The following is a 19,299-nucleotide window of genomic DNA, read 5'->3' as shown; positions in this document are numbered from 1 at the left end:
ACGAAGCAAGGTGTCCGCTCCGTGCGGGGCAAGGCGTGCGCTCCGCACGGAGCAAGCTCGCGGCAGAGGCTTGGACAACCTGCGACCGAGGGAGTGCAGTGGCAGCCAACGACCGGGCAGCGAACCCCGGCAAGTCCGGCGGCAGCTCCGCTGCCGATGGGCTGATGCGCGCCTCCCTGAGCGCCGTCGCACCCGGCCAGGCGCTCCGCGACGGCCTGGAGCGCATCCTCCGGGGCAACACCGGCGGTCTGATCGTCCTCGGCTGGGACAAGACCGTCGAGTCGATGTGCACCGGCGGCTTCATCCTGGACGTCGAGTTCACCGCGACGCGGCTGCGCGAGCTGTGCAAGCTCGACGGCGGCATCGTCCTCGACAAGGACATCACCAAAATCCTGCGCGCGGGCGTGCAGCTGGTGCCGGACCCGACGATCCCCACGGAGGAGACGGGCACGCGGCACCGCACCGCGGACCGGGTGAGCAAGCAGGTCGGCTTCCCCGTCGTGTCGGTCTCCCAGTCGATGCGGCTCATCGCGCTCTATGTGGACGGGCAGCGCCGCGTCCTGGAGGACTCGGCGGCGATCCTCTCCCGCGCGAACCAGGCGCTCGCCACCCTGGAGCGGTACAAGCTCCGCCTCGACGAGGTCGCGGGCACGCTCTCCGCCCTGGAGATCGAGGACCTGGTGACGGTCCGGGACGTCACCGCCGTCGCCCAGCGCCTCGAAATGGTGCGCCGCATCGCCACGGAGATCGCCGAGTACGTGGTGGAGCTCGGCACGGACGGGCGCCTTCTCGCCCTCCAGCTTGACGAGTTGATCGCGGGCGTCGAGCCCGAGCGCGAGCTCGTCGTCCGGGATTACGTCCCCGAGCCCACCGCCAAGCGCTCCCGCACGGTGGACGAGGCGCTCGCGGAGCTGGACTCCCTCACGCACGCGGAGCTCCTCGAACTGCCCACCGTCGCCCGCGCCCTGGGCTACACCGGCTCCCCCGAGGCCCTGGACTCCGCGGTGTCCCCGCGCGGCTTCCGCCTCCTCGCCAAGGTCCCCCGGCTCCCCGGAGCGATCATCGACCGGCTCGTGGAGCACTTCGGCGGCCTGCAGAAGCTGCTCGCCGCGAGCGTGGACGACCTCCAGACGGTGGACGGCGTCGGCGAGGCGCGGGCGCGCAGCGTGCGCGAGGGGCTGTCGCGCCTGGCCGAGTCGTCGATCCTGGAGCGCTACGTATAGCGCCTGTCCGATGGACAGGCTGGACAGGCGCTATACGCCGACAGTCAGTCCTTCTCCAGGACGAACGAGGCCCGTGCCGTGCCCAGGCCCGGGGTCTTCGCCTCGACCAGGTACGTGCCCGGCTTCGCCGAGCCCGCCGGAGGCGTCGCGCAGCGCGGGGCGCTGGGCCGCCGGTCCCACTGGACCGCGTGCGTGATCCGCCCGTCCGCCGGCACGCGCAGCAGCAGGCTGCCGCTGCCGCCGGGGCAGTCCGCCGACGACCAGAACTCGTCGTCGTCCTCGGCCTGAGTGATCGTCAGGACCGTTCCCTTGCCGCCCAGATCGACCTTGCAGGCCTTGCCGCCGCTGTTCTCGGCGATCAGCTCGAACTTCGGCTTCTCGTCGATGGCGTACGTGTTCTGGACGCTGCGCAGCTTCAACTTCACGGCGCCGCTGGTGCAGTTGGGCAGCCGCGTACCGGCAGGGAGGCGGTCGCCCGAACCGCCGCCGCCCTTGGCGCCGTCGTCGGAACCGCCGCCACCGGAGTCCTCCGAGCCGCCGGAGCCGCCGGAGCCGCCCGAACCACCCGAGCCGGAGCCCGAGCCGCCGGAACCGCCACCGGAACCGCCCGAGCCGGAGCCGGAGCCGTCGCCCGACTCGTCCCGCCCGCCCGGGTGTTCACTGATCGCGGGCCCGGACCCGGTGGGTCCCGGCGTGATGGACGTGGCGGGTCCGTTGCCGCCAGGCCCGTCGGCGTTGTTCTTGCCGCCGCCACCACCTGAGGTGATGACCCATACGACAAGGAGCAGCAGAAGGCCGAGTACGGACAGCAGAACGGCCCTCCGACGCCAGTAGATGGTGGAGGGAAGCGGCCCGACCGGATTGCGCAGAGATCCCACGCCCAAACCTTACGAGAGATCCGCTGCTTCTCCCGCCCCACCCGCCGCCTTGAACGACAAAGTTTGCGGATCATCATCCCGGGACCGTCCCCGGCCCCCCTGACCATCGTCAGGGGTGTGACGGGACGATCGCCGGATGTGACGATTCGGCGTCACCCGTACCGTCCGTAATCATGGACACCATGACGGACGATCTCTACCGCGACATCACCGACTTCGCCCACGACACGCCGTCGTGGTTCCAGCACCTCGCGGAGGTGTGGACGGAGCTCGGCCTGCTGCTCTTCGGGGTGCTCTTCATCGTCGCCTGGTGGCGGGCCAGGCACGGTGATCCCCGCGCGCTCGCGGTCGCGGTGCTCGCTCCGCTCGCCACGGCGGTGGCGTACGTGTGCAGCGAGTTGCTCAAGTCCGGGATAGAGGAGGAGCGTCCCTGCCGGGCGGTGTCAGGGGCGCTGAAACCGCTCGTCGAGTGCCCGCCGCACGGCGACTGGTCCTTCCCCAGCAACCACTCGGCGATCGCGGGCGCCGCCGCCATCGGCCTCGCGCTCGCCTGGCCGCGCATCGCCGCGCTGACCGTGCCGATGGCCGTGCTCATGGCGTTCTCGCGGGTGTTCGTGGGTGTGCACTACCCGCACGACGTGGCGGTGGGGCTCGTCTTCGGCGCGGTGATCGTGTTCGTCCTCGTACGGATCACCACGCGGCCGGTGGCGCGGGTCACGCTCGCGATGCGCGGGTCGTCCACGGGGATCGTGCAGTGGTTCGCCGGGCCGGGCCCCGCGCGCCCCGCCCACGCCCGTGCCGCTTCCGTCCCGGCCCCCGCCGGCGCACACGCTCCGGTGCCGAACCCGAGGGCCTATGACCCGGCGGCGTACCCGGCTCACCACCAGAACACGGCCCCGTACGACCAGGCCCCGTACGACCCGGCCGTTCACGAGCCCGCCCCGCACGAGGCCGCTCCTTACGACCCGGCCGCGTACGACTCGCCGACCATGACGTTCCGCCGGGACGACACCCGGCCCCGCTAACGCTCAGCTCACCCCGGTCTCGGGGGCGAGCCCCGCTTCGTACGCGACGATCGCCGCCTGGACGCGGTTCTTGACCCCGAGCCGGTCGAGGACCGCGCTCACGTACGCCTTGACCGTGCCCTCGACGAGGTGCAGCCGGGCCGCGATCTCCGGGTTGGACAGGCCCGCGCCGACCAGGCCGAGCACCTCGCGCTCGCGCGGGGTGAGGGCCTCGGTCCTGGCGCGGGCGGTGGCGCCGCGGCCCATGCGCCGGGCGCCGAAGCCGTCGATGACGTGCCGGGCGACCTTGGGCGAGAGGAAGGCGGCGCCGCCCGCCACCGCCCGTACGCCCGCGATGAGTTCGTGCGGATCGCCGGACTTCAGCAGGAAGCCGGTGGCGCCGCCGCTCAGGGCGCGCGCGATGTACGCGTCCTCGGAGAACGTCGTCAGCATCGCGACCGCCGTGCCGGGCACCGTCCGGACGATCTCCTCCCCCGCGGCGAGGCCGTCCAGGCGCGGCATGCGGATGTCGAGCAGCGCCACGTCGGGGCGGTGGGCCTGCGCGAGGGACACGGCCTCGCGCCCGTCGCCGGCCTCCGCGACGACCTCGATGCCCCGGCCCGCGGCGAGGATGGCGGCCACGCCCGCGCGGATCATGGCCTCGTCGTCGGCCAGCAGGACGCGGATGGGGCCCGCCACGGTCCCGGGGGCCCCGTCCGACGCTCGCTCCTCATTCACCGCACCTGCTCCTTTTCCTCTATGCCTGTGTCTGGGTCTGGGTCTCGGTCTGTGTCTGTGTCTGCCTCGCTCGCCGTGGGGATGACGGCCTTGTCCACGAGGCGGCCGCTCTCGGCGAAGCAGAGCCTGAAGTGCGTCACGGAGGTGAAGAGTTCATCGCTCGCCCGGTAGTACGCGCAGTCGGCGCCGGCGGGCGGCGGGGTGGGCGCGCGCTCCAGCGGCGGGTCGGCGACGGTCCGGTCCGGCAGGACGCGGTCGGCATCGGCGCGGGTCTCGCCGATGCGCAGGCGTGCGTAGTCGGCGGGGTCGAGGACGGAGTGCGTGCGTGAGTACGCGTACCAGGCGAAGGTTCCGCCGATGAGCAGCACGCCCGTGGTGACGGCGATGCCGAAGGCCAGGGCGGTGCGGTGCCGGGCGTGCGCGAGGCGGCCGCCCGGCGGGGGCGGCGGCGGTACGGGGGCGCTTCCCCCGGCCGGGAGGCGGGCGACGACCCGGAAGCCGTCGCCGTGGGGGCCCGCGTCGAGCGTGCCGCCCAGGTCCGTGACGCGGGTGCGCAGGGCGCGCAGGCCGGAGCCGCCGCCGGAGAGCTTGCCGGGGGCGCGTGAACTTCCCGTACCGGGGCGTCCATTGGTGACGGTGACCGTCGTCACGGCGGCCGTCTTCGCGATGGCCGTCTTCGCGGTGGACGTCTCAGCGGTAGCCGTCGTCGCGGTGGCCGTCTCAGCGGTGTTGCCGCGCGCCACCACGACAGTGACAGGCGCGCCCGGCGCGTGCTTCGCCGCGTTGGTGAGCGCCTCCTGGACGACACGGTGGACCGTGCGCTCGACCGTGTCGTCGGTCACCTCGTGCCGAGCCGGGGCACCCGGCGCCTCGCCCTCCCCCTCGTCCTCCCCGTCCACGTACGTGATGTCCAGCCCCGACTCGGCGGCGCGCGCGACGAGTGCCGCGACGCTCTCGCCCGCCGGGGCCAGCGGCGCCTGCTCGTCGTCCTCGTCACGGAGCAGGCCGATGATGGCGTGCAGCCGGTCCGTGGCCTGTGAGGCGGCCGCGCGGAGGTCGGCGGCGGCCGCGCGGTGCGGTGCGGGCAGGTCGGGGGCGACCTGGAGGGCGCCGGCCCGTACGGCGATCAGGCTCAGCTCGTGGCCCAGCGAGTCGTGCATGTCCTGGGCGATACGGGCCCGTTCGCGCAGCCGGGCGCGGTCCGCGACGATCCGCTGCTCGCGCTCCAGCTGGTCGGCGCGGGCCCACCCCGCGGCGGCCAGCTCGCGGCCCTGCCGCCAGTAGCGGCCCGCGAGCCAGGGGAAGACGGCGCCGAACAGCAGCGTCCCCATGAGCACGAGCCACTCGACGACCGGGTCGACGTCGCGTGCGGCGATTTTCACGGTGCCGACGACGGCGATACCGGCGAAGGCGAGCAGGGCCGGGCGGGCGTGGTCCGCGCGGCGGCCGAGGAGCAGGACGAAGACGGCGAGGGCCGGGCCGAAGGAGAGGGTGAAGAGGGACGGGGCGGTGACCAGGCCGAGGGCGGCCGCGAGGAGGAAGGCGAGGAGGGGACGCGTCCGGGAGACGGCGACGGCGCCGGCGAGGACGGCGAGGCCGGCCAGCTGCTCCGCGGCGGAACGGGGTTCATTCAGGCCCAGCCGGTCGACCGACACGACGGGAGCGGCCAGCGCCACCCACAACAGCGCGCTCCGTGTACGTCTCTCCACTCCCCCGACGCTACTGTCCCCCCACGCCACGGCACCCCTGCCGATCGTCAGGTGCGCGCTCCTCCCACCGGCCGAACTCCCGCGGCCCGGGCCGGTCGTCCACCCGCCCCTCCCCGGCGCCCGGGAGCCCATCCGGCCCCACCCGATACCCCCGCCCCCGGGAAACCGTCGAGGCGAACCGCGCGGTTGGCCCGCGCCCCGGCGTGCCCGTGGCAGGATCGGGTGTGCCATGACTGCGCCCACGAAGCCCATGCCGAACAGTTCCGACAGTCCCCTCAGCGGGCACACCCCCGCGGGCCTCGCCAACGCCCCCGCGGGCGCTGCCGAGCCCGCGGGTGAGACCCTGCACAGCCCCGTCATCGCGTGGTTCGACACGCACGCCCGCGACCTGCCGTGGCGTCGTGCGGACGCCGGCCCGTGGGGCGTGATGGTCAGCGAGTTCATGCTCCAGCAGACGCCGGTCAGCCGTGTCCTGCCCGTGTACGAGCGGTGGCTGGCCCGCTGGCCCCGCCCCGCCGACCTCGCCAAGGAGCCGCCCGGTGAGGCCGTGCGCGCCTGGGGGCGGCTCGGTTATCCGCGCCGCGCCCTGCGGTTGCACGGCGCGGCCCTCGCCATAACGGAGCGGCACAACGGCGACGTACCCACGCAGCACGCGCAGCTGCTCGCGCTGCCCGGCATCGGGGAGTACACCGCGGCCGCGGTCGCCTCGTTCGCGTACGGGCAGCGCCACGCGGTGCTCGACACGAACGTGCGCCGTGTCTTCGCGCGGGCCGTGACCGGCGTGCAGTACCCGCCGAACGCGACGACCGCCGCCGAGCGCAAGCTCGCCCGCGCCCTGCTGCCCGAGGACGAGCGCACCGCGTCCCGCTGGGCGGCGGCCTCCATGGAGCTGGGCGCCCTGGTCTGCACGGCGAAGAACGAGAACTGCGGGGCGTGCCCGATCGCCGCGCAGTGCGCCTGGCGTCTCGCGGGGAAGCCCGCGCACGAGGGGCCCGCCCGTCGCGGTCAGACGTACGCGGGGACGGACCGGCAGGTGCGGGGCAAGCTGCTCGCCGTGCTCCGCGAGGCTGTGACACCTGTGCCGCAGGCGGCGCTGGACCGGGTGTGGGACGAGCCCGTGCAGCGGGCCCGTGCGCTGGACGGTCTCGTCGCGGACGGCCTCGTCGAGCCGCTGCCCGGCGGCAGGTACCGGCTCCCGCTGACCTGAGGTGCAGGCGCCGGGTGCCCTGCAAATCGTAGGTATTCGCCCAAGTCTTTCGTCTGTTACACAACCGACGTACAGCCGTGCGTCCGCCGCTGGCTGCTCCGCACAACCCCGTGACAACGCCTCCGTAACTTCATACCCGTACCGCACAGCAGGGACGGCGGTCGGCAATGGGGATGGAACGGAGGCGGTTTGGTATGGCGCACGGCGAGGTGCTCGAGTTCGAAGAGTACGTCCGCACTCGGCAGGACGCCCTGCTGCGCAGTGCCCGGCGCCTGGTTCCGGACCCCGTGGACGCCCAGGACCTGCTGCAGACCGCGCTCGTGCGGACGTACGGCCGCTGGGACGGCATAGCCGACAAGCGGCTGGCGGACGCCTATCTGCGCCGCGTCATGATCAATACGCGTACGGAGTGGTGGCGCGCCCGCAAGCTGGAGGAAGTGCCCACCGAGCAGCTGCCCGACGCGAGCGTGGAAGACTCCACCGAGCAGCACGCGGACCGCGCGCTGCTGATGGACATCATGAAGGTGCTCGCACCCAAGCAGCGCAGCGTGGTCGTGCTGCGACACTGGGAGCAGATGTCCACAGAGGAGACGGCCGCCGCCCTCGGTATGTCGGCCGGAACGGTCAAGAGCACGCTGCACCGGGCGCTCGCCCGGCTCCGGCAGGAGCTGGAGAGCCGGGACCGCGAAGAGCTGGTCGCCAGCGCGCTCGAACGTGAGGAGCGGGAGAGTTGCGCGGCCTAGGCCCTCGGGTCACGAGAAGCGTGAAGGCGGTGAGCGCGGCGACGGCCGCGGTCGCCGCCGTCGGCCTTTTGCTCTCCGCCTGTTCGACGGGCGGATCCGGCGCGCGCGACGAGGGCCCGGCCCGCAGCGAGCCCGTGGTGTCCACGGCACCGTCCCCTTCGGCCTCGGCCTCCGTACCGACGAAGAAGATCGACGCGGTCCGGCTCGTCAAGGAGGACCCGAAGGTCAGCCCGGCGATCAAGCGGGACCTGAAGCCGTGCGTCGGGAAGGCGTACCCGGTCGACGTGTCGTACGGGAACCTGACCGGAGGAACCGCCTCCGACGTGGTCGTGAACGTGCTGACGTGCGGCGACGCGGTGGGCATCGGCAGTTACGTGTATCGCGCCGAAGGCGGTCGGTACGAGAATGTCTTCAAGGCCGAGGAGCCGGCCTCCGTCTACGCCGAGATCGACCGGGGCGACCTGGTCGTGACGAAGCAGCTGTACGAGTCGGGCGATTCGGTGGCCTACCCCTCCGGCGAGGAAGTGATCACGTACCGCTGGTCCGCGAACCGCTTCACGGAGTCGGGGCGTACCCGCAACGACTTCGGCAACGCGGTGGACGGGGAGCCGTCCGAGCCGGCGACCGCGGGCTGATCCCGACCGACGCACAGACGTAGCGAAGACGCAAAGACGCAGCGAAAAGGACTGAGAGCACCCGATGGCAGAGCAGACCCACGTCCTGTTCGTCGAGGACGACGACGTCATCCGCGAGGCCACCCAGCTGGCCCTGGAGCGCGACGGTTTCGCGGTCACCGCCATGCCGGACGGCCTCGCGGGCCTGGAGGCGTTCCGCGCCGACCAGCCGGACATCGCGCTGCTCGACGTGATGGTGCCGGGCCTGGACGGCGTCTCGCTGTGCCGCCGCATCCGTGACGAGTCGACGGTCCCGGTGATCATGCTGTCGGCGCGCGCCGACTCCATCGACGTCGTGCTCGGCCTGGAGGCGGGCGCCGACGACTACGTGACCAAGCCGTTCGACGGCGCCGTCCTGGTCGCCCGCATCCGCGCCGTCCTGCGCCGCTTCGGGCACGCCGGCGGGCACGGCTCGGCGTCGTCCGGCCAGGAGGAGAGCTCCGCGGCGGACGGCGGGGTGCTGAACTTCGGCGATCTGGAGATCGACACGGTCGGCATGGAGGTGCGCAGGGGCGGTGCGCCCGTGGCACTGACGCCGACCGAGATGCGGCTGCTCCTGGAGTTCTCGTCCGCGCCCGGCACGGTCCTCTCCCGCGACAAGCTCCTGGAGCGGGTGTGGGACTACGGCTGGGGCGGCGACACCCGCGTCGTCGACGTCCACGTGCAGCGGCTGCGCACGAAGGTGGGACAGGACCGCATCGAGACGGTCCGCGGCTTCGGTTACAAGCTCAAGGCGTGAACACGATCAGGACATCCACGGGAGCCTCATCAGCTCTCACAGCACCCAGAGGACGACGTATATGAACGGGGGGCGCAGGGCCGTCGAGCGCGTGCGCGAGAGGTTCCGCTCCGGCGTGCACCTGCGCACCGGCGTGCGCTGGAAGATCGCCGCGGCGATCGCGCTGGTCGGCGCGCTGGTCGCGATCGCCCTGAGCCTGGTCGTGCACAACGCCGCGCGGGTCTCGATGCTCGACAACGCGCGCGACGTGCAGGACGAGCGCATCCAGTTCGCCCTGCGGCTCTACTCCTCCGCGTCCCAGCGGCAGACGCTCCAGTTCGGCACGAAGGTCGACGACCCCGAGCTGCCCGAGGAGCTGCGGCAGAAGGTCCTGAAGGGCCGCCGCGCCACCTTCGTCGAGGAGAAGACCGACGGCGTGCCCGACATCTGGGCCGCCGTGCCGCTCGCCGACGGGCACGTCCTCTCGCTGCACTCCCGCTTCACCGACCGCAGCGCCACCGTCATGAAGGACCTCGACCAGGCCCTGGTCATCGGTTCCATCGCGGTCGTCTTCGGCGGCTGCGCGCTGGGCGTGCTGATCGGCGGGCAGCTGTCGCGGCGGCTGCGCAAGGCCGCGACGGCGGCGAGCGAGGTCGCCCAGGGGCACTCGGACGTGAGCGTCCGCGAGGCGATCGGCGGTGTCGTGAGGGACGAGACCGACGACGTGGCGAGCGCCGTGGACGCCATGGCCGACGCGCTCAAGCAGCGCCTTGAGGCCGAGCGCCGGGTGACTGCCGACATCGCGCACGAGCTGCGCACGCCGGTGACCGGGCTGCTCACGGCCGCCGAGCTGCTGCCGCCGGGCCGGCCGAGCGAGCTGGTCAAGGACCGCGCGCAGGCGATGCGCACGCTCGTCGAGGACGTCCTCGAAGTGGCGCGCCTGGACTCCGCCGCCGAGCGGGCCGAGCTGCAGGACATCACCCTCGGCGAGTTCGTGACCCGGCGCATGTCGATCCTGACCACGGACGTGACGGTGACCGTCGTGCACGAGTCGGAGGTCACCACCGACCCGCGCCGCCTGGAGCGCATCCTCGGCAACCTCGTCGCCAACGCCACCAAGCACGGCAAGCCGCCCATCGAGGTCAGCGTCGAGGGCCGCGTGGTCCGGGTGCGCGACCACGGGCCCGGCTTCCCCGAGGCGCTCCTGGACGAGGGACCGAGCCGCTTCCGCACGGGCAGCGCCGACCGGGCGGGCCACGGGCACGGTCTCGGTCTGACGATCGCGGCGGGCCAGGCGCGGGTGCTCGGCGCGCGGCTCACCTTCCGCAACGTACGGCCCGCGGGTGCGGCGCCCGACGTGCCGGCCGAGGGCGCGGTCGCCGTGCTGTGGCTGCCGGAGCACGCGCCGACGAACACGGGGAGCTATCCGGTGCTCAAGCTGCCGGACAACCTCTGAGTCCGTCTCATCGGACGCGGCGGTGCTCCCGCAGGGCGGGGGCGACCTGCCGGATGAACGCCCGGTACGAGCGTTTCCGGTACTCCCCGGAGCAGCCGGTGACGACGTGGAAGCGTTCGAGACCGATGTCGGCGAGTTCGAGAAGCCGGTCCCGGCAGTAGTCGGCCGGTCCCAGGACGGCGAAGGAGTCGAGGAACCGCGGATCCGGTTCCGACGAGCCGCGGTGCGAGAAACGGGCGAAACGGGTGATGCCCTTGATCGCCATGGCGCGGGCCCTGTCGATGTCGTCATCGACGACGACATGGACGAAAGCGGCCAGCCGCACGTCGGCCCGCGTCTCGCGGGCGGTCTCGGCCGCCTCACGCAGCCGGTCGCGGTCGGCTCCCACGGACAGGGCCGTCACGTCGGCCGTCGAGGCCGCGGCCCGGATGGTCCGCGGGCCGGAGGCGACGAGGAACACCTCCGGCGCCGAGCCCTCGGGGACGCCGGCGAGCCACGTGAGACGGCTGTCGTCCGGGAGCGGCACCAGCCGGTCCTGGAAGACCTGCGGCGCCCCACGGCGTGCCGTGGTCACGGGCACCTGGCCGCCTCGGAGGTAGGTCTGCACGGCCGTGGTGTACGAAATGAGCTGCGGAAGGGGGACGGGGGCGAGGCCCAGCCGGCTCAGGGAGCTGTCTCCCCGGCCGATGCCGAGCGCCACGCGCCGCCCGGACTCCATGTGCGCGGACATGACGGCTGCGGCGGTCACTGCGGGGTGCCGCGTCCAGGGATTGGTGACGCCGACTCCCAGACGGATGCGGCTGGTCTCCAGGGCTGCCGCGGTCAGGGCGACGTAGGGGTCTCCCATCAGGCACTGGGAGTCCCCGAAGGTGAGCCCGTCCCAGCCGGCCGCCTCCAGCTCCGGGGCCTCGTGTACGCCGGGCATCGCCTGCACGGTCGCCCATAGTTCAGGTCCCATGCCCCTCACGGTAGGTCCCGCGTCCGGTCTCCGCTCGGGGCCACCACCCCCTGCGTACCCTTCTGACCTGCGGGAACATCGGCGGCTCCCCTTGAATGCCGGGCGAGGTACCGCCCGCGCCGCGTCACCCGATCGGCGGTGTGCGCCCGCCGGGCCCCGCTCCGGTGCTGTCCCGGCTGTCCCGGCTGTCCCGGCTGTCCCGGCTGTCCCGGCTGTCCCGGCTGTCCCGCAGGCGTTCGACGCGCAGCGCGTGCTGATCGTTGCTGATGGTGTAGCCGCCGTCGGGGTCGAGGAAGTGAGCCTGTACGTAGTCCTCCAGCGCCTTGCGGCTCGGTGGCGCGTCTCCGCCGGGCGCGGTCGAGGGGACGCCCAGGTGGAAGTCGGCAACGGTGACGGCCTCGTTCAGGTCCTGGGTTCGGTACCGGGCGGGGACGGTGTCCAGCCGGACGTCCCCGACCAGGCCGGGCGGAGCGGTGGCGAGTTCGTCCGCGAGCTCGCGCAGGTCGAAACGGCTGCCGGTGAAGTGCCGCACCATGCGCATGCAGCTGCTGTCCGACTTCTCCATGAGCACCAGGAGCAGACCGCCCGGGGCGATCCAGCCCATGACGCGCAGCACGGCGGCCGTCCACTGCGGGCGGGGGACGTAATAGAGCACGTGGGAAAGGAGGGCCAGGTCGACGGTGACGCCGGGGTCCGCCTCCAGCACCGGTTCGGCCAGCACGCGGGCGTCGGGGCACGTACGGGCGAGTGCGTCACGCATGGGCCGGCTCGGCTCGATGCACACCGTACGTTCGAAGAGCCGGCCGATGTGCCGGGTGATGGTGCCCTCGGCCGGGCCCACGTCCAGGAACACCCTTCGCGTGGCCAGTCGGCCGGCCACTTGGGCGAGGTACTCCTGGGTGCGGGTCTTCTGGTCCGTTCCGGCGAGGAACAGGTCGAACGCGGCGCTGTAGGCGTCTTCGTCCGTTCGCACATCTCCCGTGGCGCCTTTGCCCTGCGATGTCATCCTTGTTCCTTTCACGGCATTGCTGCCCGGCAACGTATCGCTGCCGGGCACCGCCGCGGGCAGCCCTTGCCTCGCAGGTCGGGAGAATGCTCCCGATGGAGTGCCGACGGCCCCCCGGCGCGCGATGCGCCGGGGGGCCGCTCTGTGTCTGCCGTCGACGTCCGCGGCTGGTCGAGGGCTACTCCGCGCTCACGGCCGGCCTGTCCTCGGGGCCGGAACCCCGCAGCGGGATCTCCTTCACGAAGAACGACGCGAGCAGCGCCACGACGCTGATGGCGGCGCCCAGCAGGAAGGCCGAGTGCGTGCCGGACGACACCGCGTGCTGGTAGGCGTCCTGGACGGCCTCCGGCAGCTTGGCGAGGCTCGCCGCGTCCAGCTGCGCCGAGGTCTCGGTGACCTTGCCGCCGAGGGCTCCCGCGCGGTCGTCCATGACGTCCTGGACGCGGTTGTTGAAGAGCGCGCCCATGATCGCGACGCCGAAGGAGGAGCCGAGCGTACGGAACAGCGTGGCCGAGGACGAGGCGACGCCCATGTCCTTCATCTCGACGCTGTTCTGCGCGACCAGCATGGTGACCTGCATCAGGAAGCCCATGCCGGCGCCGAGCACGGCCATGTAGAGGCCTGAGGTGAGGCGCGAGGTGCCGGTGTCCATCTGCGCGAGCAGGTAGAAGCCGGCGACCATCAGGACGGTGCCGACGATCGGGAAGAGGCGGTACTTGCCGGTGGCGGTGGTGACGCGGCCCGCGACCATCGAGACGGCCATCATCGAGAGCAGCATCGGCAGGAGCAGCAGACCGGAGTTGGTCGCCGACGCGCCCTGCACCGACTGCTGGAACAGCGGCAGGAACAGCATCGCGCCGAACATCACGAAGCCGGTGATGAAGCCGATGACGGCCATCAGCGAGAAGTTGCGGTTGGCGAAGATGTGGAGCGGCAGGATCGGTTCGGCGGCCTTCTTCTGTACGAAGAGGAAGCCGATCAGCGAGGCGACGCCGATGCCGATGAGCTCCATGATCACGGCCGAGTCCCAGGCGTACTCCGTACCGCCCCAGGTGGTGACGAGCACGAGCGCGCTGATGCCGACGGTGAGCAGGGCCGCGCCGAGATAGTCGATGCGCCCCTCCGCCTTCTTCTTCGGCAGGTGCAGGACGCTGGTGACCATGGCGAGGGCGACGGCGCCGAGCGGCAGGTTGATGTAGAACGCCCAGCGCCAGCCGAGGTGGTCGGTGATGGAGCCGCCGACCAGCGGACCGCCGATCATCGCGACCGCCATGACGCCGGTCATCATGCCCATGTACTTGCCGCGGTCCCGCGGCGGCACGAGGTCGCCGATGATCGCCATGACGCCGACCATCAGACCGCCCGCGCCGAGCCCCTGGACGGCCCGGAAGCCGATGAGCTGGCCCATGTCCTGCGCCATGCCGCTCAGCACGGACCCGGCGAGGAAGATGACTATGGCGGTGAGGAAGGAGCCCTTGCGCCCGTACATGTCGCCGAGCTTGCCCCAGATGGGGGTGGAGGCGGCGGTGGCCAGGGTGTAGGCGGTGACGACCCACGACAGGTGTTCCATGCCGCCGAGGTCGCCGACGATCGTCGGCATCGCGGGGCCCACGATCATGTTGTCGAGCATCGCGAGCAGCATGGTGATCATCAGGGCGAACAGCACGACGCGCACGCTGCGCGGCTGCGGTTCGGCCTTGCCGGTCCCGGCCCCCGCCGTACCGGTGCCGGTGGGTGGCGGGGCCGTCTCCTGTGTCCCCGGGCCGGCCGCCCGCCCGGCTTTCTCGATGGTCTTCTCCGCCATGTTCCCCACTCCCCGCACGTCCCGTGCTCGCCGCACATCCCGGACTTCCCGGAATCGCACCGGGCCCTTACTTGCCGCCCGGCTAGTTGACTACACTGAGGGAAGGTAGACCCCCTACTAGCCGGGCGTCAAGTAAGTTATTGGCATGAAGCCGAGGAGCACCCCGATGGGCACGGGCACAGGCACGGGCAAGCAGCAGCGCCGCGGGAACACCCGTCAGCGCATCCAGGACGTGGCCCTCGAACTCTTCGCCGAGCAGGGCTACGAGAAGACGTCACTCCGCGAGATCTCGGAGCGTCTGGAGGTCACGAAGGCGGCGCTGTACTACCACTTCAAGACCAAGGAAGACATCCTGACCAGCATCTTCGATGACGTCACGCGGCCCATCGACGAGCTGATCGCATGGGGTCACGAGCAGCCGCGGCCGGTCTCCCTGGAGACCAAGAAGACGACCCTGCGCCGGTACAACGAGATCCTCGTCGACGCGGCGCCGCTCTTCCGCTTCATGCAGGAGAACCAGGCGACGATGCGCGACCTGAAGACGGGCGAGAGCTTCAAGGACCGCATGCTGGGGCTCTACGAGATCCTCAAGGACCCGGACGCGCCGATGGCCGACCAGGTGCGCTGCTTCAGCGCGCTGTTCACCATGCACGGCGGGATGTTCGTGCTCAAGGACGTCGAAGGCGACCCCGAGGAGAAGCGCAAGGCCATCCTGGAGGTCGCCATCGATCTGGTGACGCGGGCCCACACGGGCGCGTAGTCACGCCCAGCGGCTGGGGCGGGTCAGTCCATCGTCAGGTCTTCGTCAGACCTTCACGCCCACCGAGCCGAGGAAGGCGACGGGGTCGACGGCCGAGCCGTAGTTCGGGGTCGTACGGATCTCGAAGTGCAGGTGCGGACCGCTGGAGTTGCCGGTGTTGCCGGAGAGGGCGATGCGCTGGCCGGTGCCGACGTTCTGGCCCACCCGGACGTCGATCTGCGAGAGGTGCGCGTACTGGGAGTACGTGCCGTTGCTGTGCTTGATCACGACGGCGTTGCCGTACGCGGGGCCGTCACCGGCGCCGTTCGGTCCGGCCTTGACGACGGTGCCGCCGTGCACGGACTCGACCGCGGTGCCGACCGGCACGGCGAAGTCCTGGCCCGAGTGCTTGTGGGACCACATGCTGCCGCCGAGGCCGAAGCTGGCGGAGAGCGTGTAGTTGTTCACCGGGTCGACCCAGGCGGCGGCCTTCGCGGCCGCGGCCTTCTTCGCGTCGGCGGCCTTCTTCGCCTGCGCCTGCTGCGCCTTCTCGGCGGCCTTGGCCTGGGCGGCGGCCTGCGCCTGGACGGAGTTCACGGCGACGCCGGGCAGCGCGCCGCTCTTGGCGTCCCCAGCGGCGGCGACCGAGACCCCGGCCCCGAGGGCCGCCGAGGCTCCGAGGCCGACGGCGATGACGGCCGCACGCGTACGGAACATCGACGGGCCGGGACGGTGGGACTTGGTGCGCTTGAGCATGAGGATGTCCTCCGGAGTGTGACGGCTGGGCCGACTGAGGGGGGCATGAGTGGACCCGGCAGGCGGGAAGCGGGCGAGTCACCCGCAGACCGCGCTTCGCCGGGTCGGCCATCCCTTGGTAACCCCCACCCCGGCCGGGGCACAAAGGGCCCATCTACTACGTAAAGCCGTAGCCAGGCACCGGCATTTAGACCTCTTGACACCCTCAAATCCGGACATTTACCCCGCGCTCATGCGCCGCGATTTTCTCCTTCCGCACGGGTTTAAGGCGACGTCGGACGGGCAGACGCCGCATACCCACGGCGGTCCACGACCCGCCACCCCCCGACGCGGCAAAGGTCCCGGGGGTTGCGGGCCGAAGGTCCCGGGCCCGGATCGGGCCGGGCCCACTATGGCGCCTAGTACCGGCCAAAACCCCTGTGCGTCATGTCACCGGCCCCCGGGATCCGCCCCACCCCGAATGTGACCCGCACTACGCTCACGCCCATGGATCCCGCGGTCGTCGGCACCCGCCTGGCATCGAGCGCCATCGCCCCACTGATCAAGAAGCTCTTCGTGCGGGACGGCCCGGGCGCGGGCCTGGTGGAGAGACCCGTACGACTGTCCTCACTGGTGTCGTTCCGGGGCGAGAAGCGCACGCTGTCCCAGCAGGACCTGCGCAAGCTCGTCCGGGAACTGGCCGGTCGCGCCGCCCGGGAGACCCGTGAGGCGGACGACATCGAGCTCGACGCCCTCACGGACGCGCTGGAGCTGACGCTGTACACACTGCCGGACCTGGACCTCGACGATGTCGCGGCGGTGCGCCTCGGCCACGAGAGGCTCGCCGACAAGCTGTACGAGCGGGCCGGCGGCCGTCACCTCGTGCGCTTCCTCAGCCAGGACACGGTCTCCCTGTACTCCCGGATCCTGGAGAGCGCCTGCCTGCACATCCTGCACTTCCTCACGCAGCGCTCCACCTTCGTCGCCCGCTCCCTGGTCGAGCAGAGCCGGCAGCTCGACGAACTGATCACCCGCACGGACATCCTCATCCAGCGCCTCTGCGACCGGTCCGCGGAGGACGCCGGATTCGAGGAGCGCTACGAGGCGTACGTCGCGAAGAAGCACAGCCGTCTCACGATCTACGGCATCGACCTCAACGAGTCCCGCGACTGGCCCCTGGACACCGCCTATCTGAGCCTTCAGGCGTCCCGGAACGCCGACCACCAGCCCGTCGCCGACGGCACCTTCGCGGCGGAGAGCCGCGATGGGCTCCCCCCGGCCGAGCGCTGGATCCCGCCTCTCTCCCAGCCCGTCGAGGGAGTGTTCGCGGGCAACGAGCGGGTCCTGCTGCGCGGCGCCGCCGGTTCCGGCAAGACCACGCTGGTGCAGTGGCTGGCGGTCACCACCGCCCGCCAGGACCGGCTCACCGGCGAACTGGCCCACCTCATCGGACGCGTGCCCTTCGTCCTTCCTCTGCGCACGCTCACGCGCGGCGGCGCGTCCTTACCCGCCCCGGGCGACTTCCTGGGCGCGGCCGACGCCATGATCGCCTCCGCCCAGCCCGCTGGCTGGGCGGACCGCGTGCTGTCGGCGGGCCGGGCGCTCATGCTGATCGACGGCATCGACGAGGTCCCCGAGGAGGAACGCGAACGCACCCGGCGCTGGCTCCGCGACCTGCTCTGCGCCTACCCGGGCAACCTCTGGCTCGTCACCTCACGCCCTTCGGCCGTACGCGAGGACTGGCTCGGCGGCGACGACTTCACCGACCTCACCCTCTGCGAGATGAGCCACGAGAACATCCAGGTCTTCATCCACCGCTGGCACGAGGCGGCCGGAGCGGACGCGGCTCTCGGCGACGCCCTCCTGGACGCCGTACGCACCAAGCAGGACCTCGGCAGGCTCGCCACCAACCCCTTGATGTGCGCCCTGATCTGCGCGCTCCACCGGGAACGCCGTGGCTTCCTGCCGCGCGGCAGGAAGGCGCTCTACGACGCCGCGCTCTCGATGCTCCTTGAGCGCCGGGACCGCGAGCGCGACATGGTGGCCGACCTGGACGAGGAGTCCCAGATCGAGCTGCTCCAACGGCTCGCCTACTGGCTCATCCGCAACGGCCGCTCCGAGATGGACCGCGCGGACGCCGTGAGCCAGCTGGAGCGGCTGCTGCCGTCCATGCCGTACGTCGCCGCGCAGGGCCCGGCCGAGGACATCCTGCGCCACCTCCTCGTCCGGTCCGGGCTGCTGCGCGAACCCGGCGCGGGGGCCGTGGACTTCGTCCACCGTACCTTCCAGGACTACCTGGGGGCACGGGCGGCGGTGGAGGAGCGCGACTTCGACCTGCTGGTCCGGCACGCGCACCTGGACCAGTGGGAAGACGTCGTCCGCATGGCCGTCGCCCACGCCCGCCCCGACGAGCGGGTGCGGCTGCTGCGGGGCCTGATGAAGCGGGGCGACAAGCAGCCGGAGCACCGGGTGCGGCTGCACCTGCTGGCCATGGCCTGCCTGGAGCACGCGGCGAAGCTGGATCCCGAGGTGCGGGGGGAGGTGGAGCGGCGGGCTGCGGAGCTGATTCCTCCGCAGAGTTATCCGGAGGCGGAGAGGCTGGCTGAACTGGGGCCGATCGTCTTGGAGTTGCTACCAGGACCCGAGGCCGCGACGAGCGTTATGGAAGCGGCCTACGTCGCGAATACGGCGGCTCTCGTCGGAGGTGATGCCGCGCTGCCGTGCCTGGTGAAGTACCGGGATCACGCGGACTCCGTCGTCCGCCATCAACTCGGCTCCCACTGGGACCGGTTCGACACGGAGACGTACGCGCGCGAGATCATCCGCCACCTGCGGAACAAGCCCGATACGACGATCCTGGTCCGCTCGCAGACCGAGCTCACCGCGTTGAGCCGCCTGGGTGGGCATCCGCTCATGGACCTCGTGGGCGACTTCACGGCCGGCCAGATAGTCGACGCCCTGGGAGACGCGGAGTTGGAGCGGCTCACCCTCTCCGGCAACGGCGTGATCGACGACCTGGAGTTCGTCGGCCGGTACCGGAACCTGAAACGCCTCGGCTTGTTGCGGTGTCCCGCCGTCTCCTCACTCGCGCCGGTGACCGGCCTCCCTCTCAGCGAACTGATCATCGCCGACGTCCCGCGACTCGACCTGAGCCCGCTACGGGCGCTCGACCAGCTCACCCTCCTCAGCGCACGAGAGGTGACCGAGTGGCCGGTCCTTGAGCTCATACCGGACGCCGCACCGCTGCGATGCCTCTTTCCGCCCAGAAACTCGGCTGACCTTTCGGCCCTCGGCAAGTTCGCCTCGCTCACTCAAATCGGCCTGGACCTGGAGGTTCCGCTCGACGACGAGGACTGGCGGGTGATAGCGGGCCTGGCGCGTCTGGAGTTCCTGAACCTGAACCCGGAGGAGCTGTCCAACCTGGCGGCGAGCGGAGTCCGACTGGACGCGGTGGGCCGCCCCACCGTCATGGCGCACGGCTCCGAGTGCGATCTACGGCAGGCCGTCGAGGCGTTCCCTTCGATGACAGCTCTCAGCGTGGTCGCGCCGGTCGCGGTCGACCTGACCCCCTTGCGAGCACACTCCCAACTGCGGCGCGTCAACGTGTCCCAGACCAACGAGGCCCCCGACCCCGCCCAACTCCCCGACAACGTCGAGCTGATCGTCAATGGCCGCCGACTAGCACGCCCCTGACCTACTACGCTCAC

General features: G+C 71.6%; 15 protein-coding genes and 1 pseudogene. 9 read left to right on the top strand and 7 right to left on the bottom strand.

The window, feature by feature from the left end:
- Positions 1-98: 98 nt before the first annotated feature.
- Positions 99-1,223: a DNA integrity scanning diadenylate cyclase DisA gene (gene disA / locus ACH4D5_RS16130; protein ID WP_362997138.1), complete on the top strand. Its 1,125-nt coding sequence runs from the start codon at positions 99-101 to the stop codon at positions 1,221-1,223.
- 44 nt (positions 1,224-1,267) lie between these two features.
- On the opposite strand, the gene ACH4D5_RS16125 is transcribed toward disA, so the two are convergent.
- Positions 1,268-2,101, bottom strand: a complete 834-nt coding sequence (locus ACH4D5_RS16125; RefSeq protein WP_398302558.1) for a hypothetical protein — start codon at positions 2,099-2,101, stop codon at positions 1,268-1,270.
- A 173-nt stretch (positions 2,102-2,274) separates the two neighbouring features.
- Between ACH4D5_RS16125 and ACH4D5_RS16120 the strand changes: the two are divergent.
- Positions 2,275-2,892: pseudogene (locus ACH4D5_RS16120) on the top strand (phosphatase PAP2 family protein); the annotation flags it as partial.
- Positions 2,893-3,129: 237 nt separating this feature from the next.
- Here ACH4D5_RS16120 and ACH4D5_RS16115 read toward each other — a convergent pair.
- On the bottom strand, positions 3,130-3,762 hold the full coding sequence (locus tag ACH4D5_RS16115) for a response regulator (RefSeq protein WP_398302654.1): 633 nt from the start codon (positions 3,760-3,762) through the stop codon (positions 3,130-3,132).
- A 77-nt stretch (positions 3,763-3,839) separates the two neighbouring features.
- Positions 3,840-5,552 (bottom strand): sensor histidine kinase, encoded by a 1,713-nt coding sequence (locus tag ACH4D5_RS16110; protein ID WP_398302556.1) that lies wholly within the window; start codon positions 5,550-5,552, stop codon positions 3,840-3,842.
- 229 nt (positions 5,553-5,781) lie between these two features.
- Between ACH4D5_RS16110 and ACH4D5_RS16105 the strand changes: the two genes are divergently transcribed.
- The 5 genes from ACH4D5_RS16105 (at position 5,782) to cseC (ending at position 10,350) form a co-directional block, all read left to right on the top strand.
- Positions 5,782-6,759: an A/G-specific adenine glycosylase gene (locus ACH4D5_RS16105; RefSeq protein WP_398302554.1), complete on the top strand. Its 978-nt coding sequence runs from the start codon at positions 5,782-5,784 to the stop codon at positions 6,757-6,759.
- 194 nt (positions 6,760-6,953) lie between these two features.
- The gene (locus ACH4D5_RS16100) at positions 6,954-7,502 is read left to right on the top strand and encodes a SigE family RNA polymerase sigma factor (RefSeq protein WP_362997146.1); all 549 of its coding nucleotides are present in this window, start codon (positions 6,954-6,956) and stop codon (positions 7,500-7,502) included.
- Between the two features lie 29 nt (positions 7,503-7,531).
- On the top strand, positions 7,532-8,137 hold the full coding sequence (locus ACH4D5_RS16095; RefSeq protein WP_398302552.1) for a hypothetical protein: 606 nt from the start codon (positions 7,532-7,534) through the stop codon (positions 8,135-8,137).
- 64 nt (positions 8,138-8,201) lie between these two features.
- Positions 8,202-8,915 (top strand): two-component system response regulator CseB, encoded by a 714-nt coding sequence (cseB, locus tag ACH4D5_RS16090; protein ID WP_362997150.1) that lies wholly within the window; start codon positions 8,202-8,204, stop codon positions 8,913-8,915.
- A 61-nt stretch (positions 8,916-8,976) separates the two neighbouring features.
- Entirely contained in the window at positions 8,977-10,350 is a 1,374-nt protein-coding gene (gene cseC, locus ACH4D5_RS16085) for a two-component system sensor histidine kinase CseC (protein ID WP_398302550.1), read from the top strand.
- A gap of 7 nt (positions 10,351-10,357) precedes the next feature.
- Here cseC and ACH4D5_RS16080 read toward each other — a convergent pair whose 3' ends face one another.
- From ACH4D5_RS16080 to ACH4D5_RS16070, 3 genes are all read right to left on the bottom strand, one after another.
- A complete protein-coding gene (locus tag ACH4D5_RS16080) occupies positions 10,358-11,308 on the bottom strand; it encodes an LLM class flavin-dependent oxidoreductase (RefSeq protein WP_398302548.1) in 951 nt (316 codons plus the stop codon).
- A 124-nt stretch (positions 11,309-11,432) separates the two neighbouring features.
- Positions 11,433-12,281 (bottom strand): class I SAM-dependent methyltransferase, encoded by an 849-nt coding sequence (locus ACH4D5_RS16075; protein ID WP_398302546.1) that lies wholly within the window; start codon positions 12,279-12,281, stop codon positions 11,433-11,435.
- A 211-nt stretch (positions 12,282-12,492) separates the two neighbouring features.
- Positions 12,493-14,118, bottom strand: coding sequence for an MDR family MFS transporter (locus tag ACH4D5_RS16070; protein WP_398302544.1), 1,626 nt, complete (start codon positions 14,116-14,118; stop codon positions 12,493-12,495).
- A gap of 145 nt (positions 14,119-14,263) precedes the next feature.
- Here ACH4D5_RS16070 and ACH4D5_RS16065 point away from each other — a divergent pair, with 145 nt between their 5' ends.
- Positions 14,264-14,878: a TetR/AcrR family transcriptional regulator gene (locus ACH4D5_RS16065; RefSeq protein ID WP_398302542.1), complete on the top strand. Its 615-nt coding sequence runs from the start codon at positions 14,264-14,266 to the stop codon at positions 14,876-14,878.
- A 45-nt stretch (positions 14,879-14,923) separates the two neighbouring features.
- Here the strand turns inward: ACH4D5_RS16065 and ACH4D5_RS16060 are convergent, their stop codons facing one another.
- Entirely contained in the window at positions 14,924-15,613 is a 690-nt protein-coding gene (locus ACH4D5_RS16060; RefSeq protein WP_398302541.1) for a M23 family metallopeptidase, read from the bottom strand.
- 486 nt (positions 15,614-16,099) lie between these two features.
- Here ACH4D5_RS16060 and ACH4D5_RS16055 point away from each other — a divergent pair, with 486 nt between their 5' ends.
- Entirely contained in the window at positions 16,100-19,285 is a 3,186-nt protein-coding gene (locus ACH4D5_RS16055) for an NACHT domain-containing protein (protein ID WP_398302539.1), read from the top strand.
- The last annotated feature ends 14 nt before the right edge of the window (positions 19,286-19,299 follow it).

It is taken from the genome of Streptomyces sp. NPDC018029, from assembly GCF_044327655.1.
GTDB lineage: Bacteria > Actinomycetota > Actinomycetes > Streptomycetales > Streptomycetaceae > Streptomyces.
Note: the sequence above shows the minus strand (reverse complement) of the source record. Positions and strands in the feature narration are given on the sequence as shown.

What these genes read in the sequence shown, in the direction of transcription:
- ACH4D5_RS16060 (WP_398302541.1), bottom strand. Translation starts at nt 15,613, where the DNA reads ATGCTCAAGCGCACCAAGTCCCACCGTCCCGGCCCGTCGATGTTCCGT.
- cseB (WP_362997150.1), top strand. Translation starts at nt 8,202, where the DNA reads ATGGCAGAGCAGACCCACGTCCTGTTCGTCGAGGACGACGACGTCATC.
- ACH4D5_RS16070 (WP_398302544.1), bottom strand. Translation starts at nt 14,118, where the DNA reads ATGGCGGAGAAGACCATCGAGAAAGCCGGGCGGGCGGCCGGCCCGGGG.
- ACH4D5_RS16100 (WP_362997146.1), top strand. Translation starts at nt 6,954, where the DNA reads ATGGCGCACGGCGAGGTGCTCGAGTTCGAAGAGTACGTCCGCACTCGG.
- ACH4D5_RS16080 (WP_398302548.1), bottom strand. Translation starts at nt 11,308, where the DNA reads ATGGGACCTGAACTATGGGCGACCGTGCAGGCGATGCCCGGCGTACAC.
- cseC (WP_398302550.1), top strand. Translation starts at nt 8,977, where the DNA reads ATGAACGGGGGGCGCAGGGCCGTCGAGCGCGTGCGCGAGAGGTTCCGC.
- ACH4D5_RS16065 (WP_398302542.1), top strand. Translation starts at nt 14,264, where the DNA reads ATGAAGCCGAGGAGCACCCCGATGGGCACGGGCACAGGCACGGGCAAG.
- ACH4D5_RS16055 (WP_398302539.1), top strand. Translation starts at nt 16,100, where the DNA reads ATGGATCCCGCGGTCGTCGGCACCCGCCTGGCATCGAGCGCCATCGCC.
- ACH4D5_RS16115 (WP_398302654.1), bottom strand. Translation starts at nt 3,762, where the DNA reads ATGATCCGCGCGGGCGTGGCCGCCATCCTCGCCGCGGGCCGGGGCATC.
- ACH4D5_RS16105 (WP_398302554.1), top strand. Translation starts at nt 5,782, where the DNA reads ATGACTGCGCCCACGAAGCCCATGCCGAACAGTTCCGACAGTCCCCTC.